This is a genomic window from uncultured Endozoicomonas sp., from assembly GCF_947495845.1.
In the GTDB taxonomy this organism is placed as follows: domain Bacteria; phylum Pseudomonadota; class Gammaproteobacteria; order Pseudomonadales; family Endozoicomonadaceae; genus Endozoicomonas.
The window spans coordinates 175650-190169 of record NZ_CANMAO010000002.1; the positions used below are offsets into that span (position 1 = coordinate 175650).

At 45.1% G+C, this 14520-nt stretch carries 5 protein-coding genes; 2 read left to right on the forward strand and 3 right to left on the reverse strand.

Annotated features, from left to right (window positions below; genetic code table 11):
• Positions 1-171 precede the first annotated feature (171 nt).
• The 3 genes from Q1B11_RS02600 to Q1B11_RS02610 form a co-directional block, all read right to left on the reverse strand.
• Positions 172-10137 (reverse strand): hypothetical protein, encoded by a 9966-nt coding sequence (locus Q1B11_RS02600; protein ID WP_299726948.1) that lies wholly within the window; start codon positions 10135-10137, stop codon positions 172-174.
• A 224-nt stretch (positions 10138-10361) separates the two neighbouring features.
• Positions 10362-10493 carry a hypothetical protein gene (locus Q1B11_RS02605; RefSeq protein WP_299726951.1) on the reverse strand — a complete coding sequence of 44 codons (132 nt, stop codon included), beginning with the start codon at positions 10491-10493 and terminating at the stop codon, positions 10362-10364.
• A gap of 201 nt (positions 10494-10694) precedes the next feature.
• Entirely contained in the window at positions 10695-11621 is a 927-nt protein-coding gene (locus Q1B11_RS02610) for a LysR family transcriptional regulator (RefSeq protein ID WP_299726954.1), read from the reverse strand.
• A gap of 137 nt (positions 11622-11758) precedes the next feature.
• On the opposite strand from Q1B11_RS02610, the gene aceA reads away from it, so the two are divergent.
• Together aceA and Q1B11_RS02620 are read left to right on the forward strand one after the other, a co-directional pair.
• Positions 11759-13075: an isocitrate lyase gene (gene aceA, locus Q1B11_RS02615; RefSeq protein ID WP_067522509.1), complete on the forward strand. Its 1317-nt coding sequence runs from the start codon at positions 11759-11761 to the stop codon at positions 13073-13075.
• A gap of 201 nt (positions 13076-13276) precedes the next feature.
• Complete coding sequence (locus tag Q1B11_RS02620) at positions 13277-14287, forward strand: pyridoxal-phosphate dependent enzyme (RefSeq protein ID WP_299726964.1); 1011 nt, start codon at positions 13277-13279, stop codon at positions 14285-14287.
• Positions 14288-14520 lie beyond the last annotated feature (233 nt).

Here is a 14520-nt window from a genome sequence, read left to right on the forward strand (position 1 = left end):
GTACCATGTTGCTGTAGCCCTTGGTAATCAATAATCATGTACTATTGTTTTACACGATTTTTGGCATCGCCCAGCACTTTCTGAGAAGTTACCTCAAAATGCATCATTAAGTGTCAGTCGATGACACTTGTTATCGCTGCAAGTTGTAAAGAGAACCCATACTGGGTTGTACTAAACACTCAAATGCGAATGATTATCCTCGTGCGTAAGCCCTGTTTGCTCATCGTACTCTGTCAATTGTCTTTTCCACTGAAGATCAACTTCCTTTTCAATATCAGCTGCTTTAACCAGGGCGAAAGCTTCAGGGTTGCTATAGTGCCAACTAGCTTGTTTTTCAGAAGAGTTAGCGTCAGTAGTATTTGCTTCATATATCGAAAGTGAACCAATCTCAGGTATTTCCGCCGCATTTTCGACGTAAATAGAACCAGCGTCCACCTTAAGCTTTCGCCCTGCTGCTTTACCCTGCCTGTTTTGTAAGCCAAAAAAGCTGAGAGAAGCAACATCACTGGCAATTTCCTGCTCTAAACCCTGATCCAGTTTAGGATACTTCATCCTATCAGGTTGCGTATCGATAACACGTTGATACACCTGTTGATACACCTGTTGATATATACTCATTTGCCTCTTGATTTCATGGTTATAAGCAACACGCCCAGAAACGTTTTCCGTTGGTAATTCCTGCATTGATTCCCATATAAACAATGCAATCATTCGCTTATCCAACGTTGATATCTGGCAATTTTCAAGACTGCTATTCATATCGATAATAAATCGAATGTAGTGGTTCTCTTTGGGGGCTTTGTCATTTTTTATTGTCGCTGTGGAAGTCAGTTCTGCTTTTTTGACATTTTCAGAGTAACTATTCTCATTATTTGAGGAGTACCGTCCGTGCTGACGCAGCTCACTTAATAACTCCTGATAGCAATGCTTTCGGCTCCTTTCCAAAGTGATTGGAGATGGTTTGAATGGCCGCAAATCCTTGATGGATTGCCACGCGCTTTTTTCCTGCTTAATCAGCAGGCAACGGGATATCAACTCCTCATCGTGCTGCTTACTAATCAATTTGAGCGCATTGACCGCCAGAACATTCAGCATGCTTCTTATGAAATGAATCCCCAATTCATTCTCTGGCTGCATTTCACCTTCAATCGCTGAAAAAAAGTGCTGTTTATGAATTGCACCGGCAGCATGTAAATGACTTCCCTTGAGGCATACACCTGAATCGTCCGTCAGATCGAAGACATTTGCATATCTTTCATGCTCTGGTCCAATTGGAGAATGGTAAACATCCTGAAGATAGCTTTCGATAAATGATTGAGGAAGTGCATCCAGTAATTCGTTAAAATGACTGGATAAGTCGGAGTGTGTCAAAAGAATAATGTTCAGCTTATCTGCATCATTCCATAATCTGGATACTGTGGTATCGTCCGTATGGCGCTTCAAGAAATCGACTACATCCTGCAATAAATCAGGAATGAGCTCATAGGCACTTTGCAGAAAATCAATATTAACTTGGTGGCTCTCATTTATGATTGATTTATCACTGGATGAATGAATCATTCGCCCTGCATCTGCTTTATAGCTGGGAACCATAGTTCGATTATTTTTCCAATGCAGGAAGATGTTGGCCAGTTCCATCTGTCCATGGACAGCACTTCCAAGCGTGTTAAAACCATTAGCGATGCGAGCCTTTTCATCAAAAAGCGAAGCATTCATAACACCATTGATCGCTTTATGGGTTTTTGCTGATGCCCAAGGCTGACTATCCTGCTGCCCCTGATTATTTTGATAAAACCAATTACTTAATTTTCCAGCAAGATGTTCACTCCAGGAAGTGTTTTCAAGAGGTGATGAAATAGTGCATTGCTTGCTACTATGGTTGCATACCATAGAATTGGCATCATCAGTGGAATAGTATTTCCCATCTTTTCCAAGGTTTATTCCAAAACCATCAGGCAGTTTGCCATGATTTTTTTGATACAATGCCAATACCTGATTCCACGACTGAGCTTTTGTACCGGGCATGGTTAATGGGTGTAAATCACCCTGTCCCATTACTGCAGTATCTTGATTCCAACGATTCAGGGCTCTGCCGCCTAATTCGTTAACCGGGTTCAACACTATTTTTTGTTTAAGCCCACTTTTATTTGGTTTCTCCTGAATCAGCTCGTGATGAGCTGGTCTGCTGATAACCTCACAGGGTGCTTTCTGATTCCCGCTGATTAATTGGCAGTCTTTTTCATCAGTGCTTCGAAAGGTAACTGCGACCTGCCCTGGCTTGCAATCCGTCATATCTTTGTTGCAGCTGCCAAGAACATTGGTTGCTATTGTAACTTTGCTGATATCAGAGCTGTTTGGCTGGTTTGCCTGATGCTGGGTACTGCCAGCATATTGATTCCACAGCTGCCCGCCCATTTCGATCAGCACGGTTCCACCCAATATCATTTGACGAGGTATTTCAGCAGCTTTAGCGCCTAGATACGCCATATGGCTAAAGGGGGAACCAAGCCGCATTGCAGAGTTCCTGTCAAATTCATCCCCCACACTTAATAATCGTCTACCAGGCATGGTTTGCCTTTCTGGTGTTAATGTCGTGTTTGACACTCCACCCACAACGGTTTGAATGGACAGTTGGCTTGTTACAAACGCCTCAAAGACAGGCTGTGGAAGAGCAAGAGAAGTTTTAAGCAGGTGGATCAAATCTTCCTTTTTTAAGGGTCTTGAAGATTGTTCACAGAGCATGATTAAACGAACCAGTTTATCCACGCCGTGCTGACTTTCTTCAGCCAACCCAACTTCTCTGCAAGGCTGATATTGCCCATGGTGTCGCTGGTATTGGGTCACTAGTATCTGATATTTCTCAATGTCGCCCTGGGGCAAGTCGTCTGTCTCAATGCTGACTTCATCATTTTTACGACCAGGAAGATCCAGTAACTGCTCCAGGATCACTTTCCAGTACTCACCATAACGGTTGGCGGCAGAAATAGTGCTGACAAGTCGCTCTTTGACAGTGTCCAGTGAGACCGGCTGATTAGAAGTCAAACATTCCTGAACATATTCAGTTGCAGAGGAACTGGTTGGTGTGACAACAAAAGTTTGCTTTGCATCCCCACGGTTTGCCTGAATAACATAACGCCCCGGTGACAGTTGACCATGGACTCGAACACTGCCCGGTGGTTGGCTAATGTGTTCTGTAGGTATTGTGGATATTACCCCCCCCTGATCATGCCCATCAGCAGTAAATAATCGTTTCACGATTTCGAATACACCCTGACTTGGATCGACCGGTTCCCGAAGGTGCAGCACTTGCTTTCGCTGGAAAAAATGATGATTCAAGCGAGCCAAATATGTCGCTCCAGCACTAATTACTTCGCCGTCTTCATCCACTGGATAAAAGTAAAGCATGTAATGCGTATTAGCGCTGTAGCGACCCATCTGCTTCAGATAAGCGTCTGAAAAAATGATTTTCCGCCTGTTTGGAATTATCTGTAATTCAGGTGAGTTAGATGAGTATGTTTCAGTTTCCCCTGTCTTATCATTAACGACCTTCTGCAAACTGAGAGTAGTCTCCGACTTATGCCATGGAATCGTAGCATCAATGTCGACAACACAGGGGTCATCATCACAGGTATCTATGTCCTGAAACTGATGCTCGGGTGTACTGAGAAAAGCGCCTTGTTTCACTATCTGGCCATCTGGCCCAATAACCGGGCGTTCTGTTGGCGTCATCGGCGTTCTGTTGCCAGAATCCATAATCGGAATGAGTCGACTTTCTCCAGAAATCTGTTGAAGTGCGAGCCGATAAACGTGTTTTTTCATCTCAGAAGAATAGTGTCGCCAGGCCCTTGGAGTATAAGGGGGATCAATGTCACCATTGAGTGATGACAGAAGTGCGCCAACAGATACCTGCCGAAGAATCAGCACATGTTCATTCGAAGCCGATACGTCATAATACGTAAACGTCTGGCTGTCTAAAAAGTTGTGATTTTCAGCCGCGCGGGTAGTTTGAATTTGCTCAAATGGCAACGTTGGCACAACATCATCATAGGTTCTGTGATAGCGTCCTATATTTTTTTCAGCTGCGTTATAACGGGCATGCCGACAAACACCGAGAATGTCCGGAACGGTGACAACGGAAGATTCAAAAGCATGTTTTGATGGAGCTGCGCTATCCTCTCCACCGGTAGCTTCGTCATCAGTAGATTCATAAAGGTTGACTGCCGGGGATGACTCGCTGCTTTTAAAATCAACATCCGGATAAAAGTGAAGAATATCGACTAATGCCTTCCCTGTATTTATTGTGTAAACACGAAGATTCTGCTGCTGAGCCTGAGCTTTTTCAGTACCTTCTACTGGCAGATTTTCACGCTCCAACCCTATATAGGCAGGCTTAACCCGTTTTCGATATTCAGGGTCAAGATACTCATAGGTTGATGTCACCGCATCACGATACCCTTCATCACCTTCTTTTAACATGAAAGCACTGAACTGATTTCGTGCTTCCTGCCAATTCAAAGTGCCATTATGTGCCGCATACAAGGCTGTTGTTTTAAAGAATTCATGTGTCGCTGCTTCCTGGCGTTTTGCCTCAAAGACAAATGAGGTGATGGGCTCCTCCAGTGCTGAATAAATAGGCTCAACCTTGGCACGGCTTTCGGCCTCCTTAGCTGCCTTCAATTCGTTAAGTTTCCTAATCTCCTGCAGTCTTTTAAGAAGTTTATCCTGAGGGCTTAACCCCTGCCATGGGTAGCTTTTACTGTTGATTTTCCTTTGCTCTTCCTCAAGATCCAGTGTTTCAAATACATATTTCTGATTGATCCTATTAATCGCCCGAAAAACCAGTGCCATCTCTTTATGTTTGGTGTTCAGCGTATCTAATACTGAAGAGGTAATCCCAAAATAAGTCCCGGAAGCCAATACAACTTGTGATTGTCCTTCTACTTTCCTGGTGATGATATAAAAATCCACTCGCCCCGGTGTCGTTTCACCCTGCAACAGCTGGTCAAATGCTCCCTGTTTTGACTCGGTTGATATGGGCATATCTGCTTTTTTATATGAGGCTCGATACAGCACTGTGCCATCTGGAAATTCAAAACGTGCGTGCCCAACTCCCAGCGTCGGATCCGAAGCAATATCGTGCAACGCCTCAAACGCTTGCGACCCGGTTAGAGGAGACTTCAGCACTGCCATCCAGGGTACAAATCGATCTTTTATTTCATGGAGTCGTTCCAGGGCGAGCTCGGGAGCAATTTTTTGCCAGGCCATGGCAGCAGGAAAGAAGAGGGAAAGATAACTCATTATGTCATCCACCGTAGTCAGCCCCTGTTCATAAGTCTCTTGCTCCATCCACTTACCAATGTCCTGAGCAAACTGGAGGCCGATGGTGACGCCATAGGTAATTGGCAAAGCAGCATTCGAGCATGCCCCCAGCACCCTCAAAGCTGCTTTAGGAAATAACTGCAAAGCCTTGATCAGGCTTGCAGAACTGAACCCGGGGTTTATCCAGTTTATTCTGGTGCTTGGCAACAGCCTTGCTATGGGTGATGTGGCAGGAAACACTCTCGACGTTCCGGTCCAACGGAGATTTTTCAGCATCTTCAGCTCAGACCGTGCTGCCCTGAAACCAGCAGAGGAAGCAACGGTTTCCATGCCCGGAAGGTCCTCGAAAATAACTTCTGGTTCAACAATATCAGCCTCATCAGCCGCGTTTTCTGTTTCAATATTAGTATCTTCTTCGTCTTCAGGTGTTCTGGAGCAACCTCCATCAATGCTTTTCTTACACCGAACTTTCACCTTCTGAGCACCAGCTTTAGAGTCCTCAACCTCTTCTGCCTCTGTGTTTGGGAGAAGTGGGTGGTTCGGTGCATCTGGTAAATCAGGCATTTCAATATCTTCAGACTGCGGATTGGCCTCAGGCTGGGAAACTGGCTTCGGATTCACAGGATCAATTCCCAATTCTTCAAGGACGGCATTCACCTCTTCATCCGTCACTTCTTCATCAACCAGAACGCCTCTGCCCGCGCCTGAATCACCCGCACTGGATATACGACTACTTACCGATTTGTAGATACCTCTCACTGCAGCACCAAGAATCCCGGCTCCTCCCAATGAACCCAATACAATGCCGGCGACTTTCCCTGCCGAGGGACCATCAGTCTGAGTTGTCCTAGCAGGATTTTTTTTCCGCTGTCCCGTGGTTTGAACGGCACCTGTTTCCGCTGCGGCCGGCGCACTGGAAAAATACTGATTCATCGAAATAAGCAGAGGCTTAATAACCGGGTCATTCATAACGCCGGCAAAAATTGGATTGAGTTCTGGATTCAGTAATGAGGACTCCGGATTCAAATCCAATACTTTTTTCAGTCCGTATCGAGCAATCAATTTTGTCTCATTGGATAACGTAACCTCCTCCTGAGTACTCACTTCAGCAGGTCGATGACCGGTCAGGGCAAAAAATAACTGGCTAAAGTCTTGTAGTTCAGTTATTAAAGCCTTTTCTTTCTGCAAAGGGGTTTGATCATTATCAGGCGATGCTTGTTTTTTAAAACAGGATAGCCATGAGGGCAATGATTTCTTATCTTTAAGCACACCGTTGAGGTTATTCAACATCTCAAGTCGCTCATCATCACTGAGCGTGGTTTTCTCGTCTGTTGAGGGTTTGGCAGATGCGGAAACTTTTGCAGAGTTTGCATCAAGCATCTGTTTGAATTTTTTTGCCTCCTTTTTTAATGACTGAATTTCCTTCGGGAAAAGAGATGCCCATTGTTGGTTACTGGCCAGATCTATTAAAGATTGGGAAAGCTCAGTCACTTTCTCCAGAAACTGAACATCAAAGTTTTCCACAAACTGCTTTGCTGTCAGCTTATTGATAACGCTCAAAGTGCGGGTGAAATCATTGAGAATAGAAGGCATTAGCGCGGTTATTTGAGGTGCGATAACAACCCCACTGGATTCAAAATCATTGACTGCTGCCAGCATCTCTTGAGCGCGAAATAACAGTGGGTCACTGGGCGTCACATACCCCGACTCAATGTCAGGTATAACGCCCCTAGGAGACCGGAAGCTGTCTTTAACAGATAACCCATTCAGTTGTTTTAGCAGTTTGGTATAAAGCTCGACAGTACGGGTTTGTTTCAGTACCTTCAGTTGTTCATAAGGAACCGTTGTAATCTCGCCCAAAGTTAAAGGGCTTGTCGGCAATAATCGCAGGGCGGTCAAAGCCGATAATAATTCAGTTGAAACCGGTGAAAGTGTAAACTCTGACGGTGCTGGCAGCCTCAGGAGGTTCAGATTGTGCAATACTTCTGCTGTGAATTCTGAACTGGCATCTGAGAGTGCATCAAGTGAAGGCGCTGTTAATGAAACCAGATGAGTGCTCGTGTCTTCAAAATACATAGAAGCACGCCCATCTGAAAACTCCCTGACTGTACCTACTGTTACATGATTTGCATCCCCGTAATCAAGTTTCACTAACAACTTAATTTCATGAAAAGCCTTCTCTCCTGCGTTGAGGGCCGATTGCTTGGCTGCCTTGTAGGCATCAATCAAGTAAGCGCCAATATTGGATGAGGGTATTACGGTCTGTTCAAGACTGGCGACCATACGTTCTATTTTTATTGCATTCTTTATGATCTCCTTATAAAATAGACTGTTGAGTTTATGACCTGAAGCGACCATTAATCCTTGATTCATGGTAAGATCATGCTGTGCAGCTTCCAGAACCTTAGGCGGTAATGATTGCTTACTGCTTAATCGAGCCTTTGCAATATAGATATTATAAGCGGCATGCAATATGTTGGCCGCTTCAACGAATGGCATTGTCTCAAACTCTGAGCTCATAAGATTATGAAAAACGTTATGGTAATAGGTGAAATTCTGTGACAGCGCCTGGATAAGCGATGATGCAAAGCAATTTCCCACACGTCCTGCCAGCCTTAATGGTACAAAGAAAGGATTCCCCAACGTTAATAGATGATTGACCGCATCAATTCGAGCTGAATTAATTTCCACAGGAATGGACACACCGCTTCTATTCACGACATGTATAATATTTGAAAAATCAACCTTTGATGCTTTCAAATATTTATTCAGAGCATTCGTTGGGTTTTCTAACCGTTCAGCCTGAGCGATCCAATTTATTTTGCAAGTTTTTTCCCCAGCCGTGTAATAGTCTCTTTCTACAAATGCATTATTTGCTTCTTGTAACATCTTACTAAGTGCTACTGAATCAACTTTTTTATTATCAATAGCGTTCTTTAATAGGATTTCATCCGGGGTCCATTGTTCGTCGGGAGTCGACTCTACATTCTGAAGTTTATTCTTCATTATTTTTCTAGAGTCGGAAAAGCCACGACAAAACGTCATCATCGCCCTTGAATGGGGAGCTTGGCTCAACCGATTGACGGCACTACTAAAGATTTTTTCTAACCCTTCTATATCTGATTCTATACTGCGTTTTTTTCTGCCAGGAACCTGAGGCTCACTATTAGGAAAAAGAGTGCTGATTTCATCATCAATAGTAATTATCAGCTGTTGATAGGCTGTGACAGCAGCCGAATCCTCTCCTTCTTTTTGGACTAAAAAATCTTTGAATATATTCAACCACTCCCGAAGGGTAAAAATATTCAGATAAGCATCGGAAATATCCAATTGCTTCAGTATTTCATTTGCATGCGTTTGTTCAACGTCGGTAAGCGTCGAAGAATATAACGTCAACTGCTTTCTAAATTCTGCACTCCATTGATCATCTCGTGTTTCTGTGACTAAACTTCGCACATTTCCCTCAAAACTCAACGGCAGTGGTGTAGTAGTTGATGTGGTGTTGGTCGTTGCACTCAAAATTGTCGGTAATGAAACCGTTTCGTTGGCATGAGTGGCATAAACCGTCGCTAACGGTATCGTGGTGTTGGTGATGCTTGTTTCGGGGGAAACTGTTTGCGGTTGATGCTCACCCTGTCCTGCAGAGGTTGAAAATTCTGAGTTCACTGTATCCAGGCGTTTATCTGCAGATTTTAGCTCTAACAAAACCTTAATCAGCGCTTCTCCTTCATCGGTTGGTAAATCATCATGACGAGTTGATAAAGCCATGTCAGGAGAAACCCCCAACTGCGAGCAGCCTACTTCATAGGCATTGATCAATGCGATCAAATGAGCTTGCGATTGAGCAAGCGTTTCACGTTCTCCGCTGCTGGTTTTACAAGGCCTTGAATAGGTTTTACCGGAGAGCATACGATCATGGGCAGTTATTCGCTGTTCCAGAGCTTGCCCTACCTTGACAAGCTCACTCACCATTTCTGCGCGGTCTGCGCCTGCCTGAGTCAGGCTCGCTAAAAAACAATTTTTTCTACCAGCAGCGGTGACTCCGTTAACGACCTTCAGATAGTTCTGTAAAGATCGAAGCTTATCAGATACAGAGGCTGTAGAAGGTTGAGCATTTTCAGTCTGAAAACGCTGAGGTATCTGAAAATTCTTAAGATCTTTACAAAATGGGCTGGTTGTTTTTTTCCCGCTGATGCTCGATGTATCGGTGCTGACGTCAGGCAACTGTCGGGTTATTTTCCGCTGGGCTTGTGTGGATTGCTGTTGCAGCTGGTGAACCATAGCAAGTTCATTCTTTTTTTCATCCGTAGAAGGGTTAGCCGATCTTACCGATCGTGTTCGTGTATTCTCTGACACAACACCATTGCAGCGCCTTAACTGCCTGCTGAGTGCAACCATTGTACATTTTTGGGATTTATCGCTTTTGTTATACGCACGGCCTTTGTGATTCCGGCAAGGCTTATGCCGATCTCCCTCCATCAGCTTTGTTTTTCTATCAAACAGTGCCGCATCAATTTTTCTAATGGCAACACGGCACTTTTTCAACGACTTGTTATTGCCCGATAACTCGCCATTATTAACAAGCGTTAATGTTTTGCTGATTTTACTGGTCGCAGAGTCATAGCGTTTTTCAATCTTGTGAGCTGATGTACGTGTGCATTTTCGGGTTCGTAGTCCATAAATCGAATGACAGTGCTTGCTTAATTTAACGTTTCTCCGTGACGTTCCCTGTCTCTTTTCCTTACTGGAAGGCTCCTGTGGAAGGGGGGGGGATAAGGAAAGTTCAGGGCTCAATCCAGCTGCAGATGTTGTGGGCATAATGATTTCTCTCTGCCTGCTATGGGCTACTCGCAAACCTGATTCAGTCAAGTTACGCAACAGCTAACAGTAGTAGGAATAGAAAATCATCAAAGAAGTTAACACTATAAAAAATCTTTTTTTAAAATTGAGATAGCTATTTGTCGTTAGAATCACTGCATATAAAAAAGCCCACTTCACACGAGTGGGCTTTTTAAAATGTTGGTGCACGATTTGTGTGGTTGTCAGTCTTCCAGGAGAGATTCACTTTGCTGCTCAGAAATCAGCAAGTAGTAGGACTCTGCCATAAATTCCTTGCACTCTTCAGCCACATCAAAAAGCGCGTGTTCGGTATCAAGATCGCTCAGCCAGTCCATATTCTTCTCCTTTAATCCAACTGATTTTTGTACTTCGTTGTTTGCTCAAAAGTTTGCTCAAAAAGCGTTGAGAGCCAGCTAGACATCTCATCGGTTACTTCTCAGCACCGTGGAGAAAGTAGAACACAGGTTAACATCGATTAACAGATTTTTTTATCGCAAATGTTAATCGATGTTATTCTGTGTAATTTCTGATCGCTATCACTTGATGGATTTGATGATCTGACGCAGCCATTGATGGGCAGAATCATGGTGCAATAGTGGGCTCCACGCCATGGATAAGTCGAAAGACGGAATTTCAAAGGGCGGCGGCACCACGGCAATTTTAGTGTTAAACCGCTCCATCTCTGCAAGTTTGCTTGGCAGTGTGGCGATCAAATCATTCTGCGCACTCAGCAACATGGCCACTTGATAGTGTCGGGTGAATACGCTGATTTTCCGCTTTTTACCAACAGCAGCCAGCGCTTCATCCACCCAACCAAGCCTTTGCACATCTTCAGGGTTAACACCGACACCAACTCCCATGCCCGTTTTACTGGCCCAGATATGCTGAGAAGCCAGGTACGCATCAAGAGTGAACTTGTGAAAAATCGGGTTATCACGACTGATGACACAAGAAAAATCATCCTGCCAAATCCTCATCTGATGAAACGACTGCGGCAGACTATCGAAGCGGTTGATCGCCATATCCACCCACCCCTGTTCAACATCGTGAAAACTGACGTCACTGGGCGTCAATATATCAAGCGTGACATTCGGTGCATTGGCACGTACTTTTTGCAACACCATGGGAATCAGCGTGGACTCTGCATAGTCCGAAGCCATAATCCGGAATACCCGCTGACTGCTTTCCGGCACAAAATCTTCTTTGGGCTGGATGGTTTTCTCCATGGCCAATAACGCTTCACGGATAAGAGGCTGCAACTCCAGCGCTCGTTCCGTGGGTGTCATACCATCGCTGGTACGAATCAATAATGGATCACCAAAAAGCTCCCTTAGTCGTCTAAGCCCATTGCTCATGGCGGGTTGCGTTATGCCTAACTGCTCAGCTGCCCGGGTCACATTGCGCTCCCTTAACAGTACATCCAGATAAACCATCAAATTCAGATCGACGCGTGCAATATTCATTTTCTAAATACCCGAGATAACTCTTATAAATTACCAGAATTAAGGCTTTGTGTTTAGCATTCAGTCCTGAAATCAAACACATGTTTGAATTTGTAGGTCGTATAATTACACCTCGGTTTTCGGAGGAGAAAAATAAGATGGCTCAATACAACCGCGCTGAAGAAATTGCCCGCATCGAGAAAGACTGGGCAGAAAATCCACGCTGGAAAAACGTAAAAAGAACCTACACGGCAGAAGACGTTGTTCGTCTGCGCGGCTCTGTAAAAATTGAAAACACACTGGCTCGCCAGGGCGCTGAAAAGCTGTGGGATCTCGTTTACGGTAATCAATCCAAAAAAGGTTATGTCAACTGCTTGGGCGCGCTGACCGGTGGTCAAGCTGTTCAGCAGGTTAAAGCTGGCATCGAAGCCATCTACCTGTCCGGCTGGCAGGTGGCTGCGGATAACAACTCCGCCAGCACCATGTACCCAGACCAATCTCTGTACCCGGTAGACTCTGTTCCTGCCGTTGTTAAGCGCATCAACAACAGCTTCCGTCGTGCTGACCAGGTTCAGTGGAAAACAGGCAAGCAGCCAGGTGACGAAAACTACGTTGAAATGTTTGCACCTATCGTTGCGGATGCTGAAGCCGGTTTCGGCGGCGTTCTGAACGCTTACGAACTGATGAAAAGCATGATCGAAGCAGGCGCAGCCGGCGTTCACTTTGAAGACCAGCTGGCTTCTGTGAAGAAGTGTGGTCACATGGGCGGTAAAGTACTGGTTCCTACTCAGGAAGCCGTACAAAAGCTGACCGCTGCTCGTCTGGCGGCTGACGTGGCTGACGTTCCAACCATCGTTCTGGCTCGTACCGACGCTAACGCTGCAGACCTGATCACTTCCGATTGCGACGCTTACGATGCACCTTTCCTGACCGGCGAAAGAACTCCAGAAGGTTTCTACCGCACCAACGCTGGCATCGATCAAGCCATCGCCCGTGGTCTGGCTTACGCACCTTACGCTGATCTGCTGTGGTGTGAAACCGCAACACCTTGCCTGGACGAAGCGCGCAAGTTCGCTGACGCGATCAAAGCCGAATACCCAGATCAGCTGTTGGCTTACAACTGCTCTCCTTCTTTCAACTGGAAGAAGAATCTGGACGACGCCACCATTGCCAAGTTCCAGCAGGAACTGAGCGACATGGGCTACAAGTACCAGTTCATCACTTTGGCTGGCATCCACAACATGTGGTACAACATGTTCGAACTGGCGCATAACTATGCTCAGGGCGAAGGCATGAAGCACTACGTAGAAATGGTTCAGGAGCCTGAGTTCGGCGCTGCTGAGAAGGGTTACACATTTGTTGCTCACCAGCAGGAAGTGGGTACCGGTTACTTCGACGACATGACTACCGTGATTCAAGGTGGCCAGTCTTCAGTAACTGCTCTGACCGGCTCTACTGAAGAAGAACAGTTCTAATCAAATAGAACTGCTGATAAAAAGCCCGCTTTAAGCGGGCTTTTTTATGGAGTCCAATAAATACAGGTCATTTTTCGTTATACCGAGGTGATGACCTAGGCTTATTTCATATTGGAAGAGACTGAGAATAGCGCTTTCTTAAAAGTTGACTATCTTTCATAGAGGATTTTGCTTAACTCTTTTATGCAGTCACCATAATAAATGATCAACCTGTCAGCCCCCTCGCCACTTCCCCAACATAAACTGTTGCTCCAAGCCTATGAGCAAATAGCACCTTATATTCGAGAAACACCACTCATTAAATCTGAACGTCTTAGCGAATTAATTGGTGGCGACGTTTTCATCAAAGCGGAATCGTTACAAAAGACCGGTGCTTTCAAATTTCGCGGGGCTATCTTCAGATTACTAAACCTGAGTTCTTTTGAGAAAAAACAGGGCGTTATTGCCTACTCTTCAGGGAATTTTGCCGCCGGGCTAGCCGCTGCCGGGCAACTATTAAAGGTCAATGTCACGCTTATCATGCCCCATGATGCCCCAATCGCAAAAGTACAAAATGCACAATCTTACGGAGCCGAGGTCATATTGTGTCACAGCACAGAACCATCCCGGGAAGAAGCTGCAAGCCTTATGGCTCAGAAAATGGCCACGCAGCATAAGAAAGTACTTCTTCACCCTTTTGATGATCGGCAAATTATTATTGGCCAATCTTCTGTCTCGATAGAATTATTCAGGCAATTAACGGCGATGAAAAAACACTGCCAACATCTACTTTGCCCCACCGGTGGCGGCAGCCTGGTTGCCGGCGCAAGTCTGGTAGCGCCAGAAGCTTCAAATATTTGGGCGATAGAAGCGGATGGCTTCCAAGGTATGGGGCTTTCTCTCCAGCATAAGACCCGAACTCGGGCTAAAGGCGCCGACAACTGCGAATGTGATGCGCTGATGGCATTGGAACCGGGCAAAGAAAATTTCAATATTACCTTACAGACAGGGGTAAAAGGCTTTTCGGTTACACAACCGTACATTCGTGAAGCCGTGAGGTTGTTGTTCTGCGAACTAAAACTGGTGGTTGAACCCAGTGGCGCCATCGGAGTTGCAGCCCTTCTTGAAGCTCCCCAGCTATTTAAGAGAAGCACCGTTGTTGCAATCGCCAGTGGTGGCAATGTCGATTCAGAAAAGTACTCTGACATTCTCTCCGTAAATTGGGGTAAATAAGTGCAGACTGGCAAACCATCTGCCCATTGTCACTCTCCTCCACTTACTTTTTCACACTAGCCCACCATTCAAAATGGTTCTGTTAAGTGCTCAATCATTGAAATTTCGCTAATTAATCATGTTCAGCAAAAGTCTCGTAATGACGTTATTCCTGATACTCAAATCATCAATAGATTTGCCCAAACAATCAGTGATGAAATCATTAGTCACACTCTCCTATCCTTTTCAGAAAG

What these genes read in the sequence shown, in the direction of transcription:
- Q1B11_RS02600 (WP_299726948.1), bottom strand. Translation starts at nt 10,137, where the DNA reads ATGCCCACAACATCTGCAGCTGGATTGAGCCCTGAACTTTCCTTATCC.
- Q1B11_RS02605 (WP_299726951.1), bottom strand. Translation starts at nt 10,493, where the DNA reads ATGGACTGGCTGAGCGATCTTGATACCGAACACGCGCTTTTTGATGTG.
- Q1B11_RS02610 (WP_299726954.1), bottom strand. Translation starts at nt 11,621, where the DNA reads ATGAATATTGCACGCGTCGATCTGAATTTGATGGTTTATCTGGATGTA.
- aceA (WP_067522509.1), top strand. Translation starts at nt 11,759, where the DNA reads ATGGCTCAATACAACCGCGCTGAAGAAATTGCCCGCATCGAGAAAGAC.
- Q1B11_RS02620 (WP_299726964.1), top strand. Translation starts at nt 13,277, where the DNA reads ATGATCAACCTGTCAGCCCCCTCGCCACTTCCCCAACATAAACTGTTG.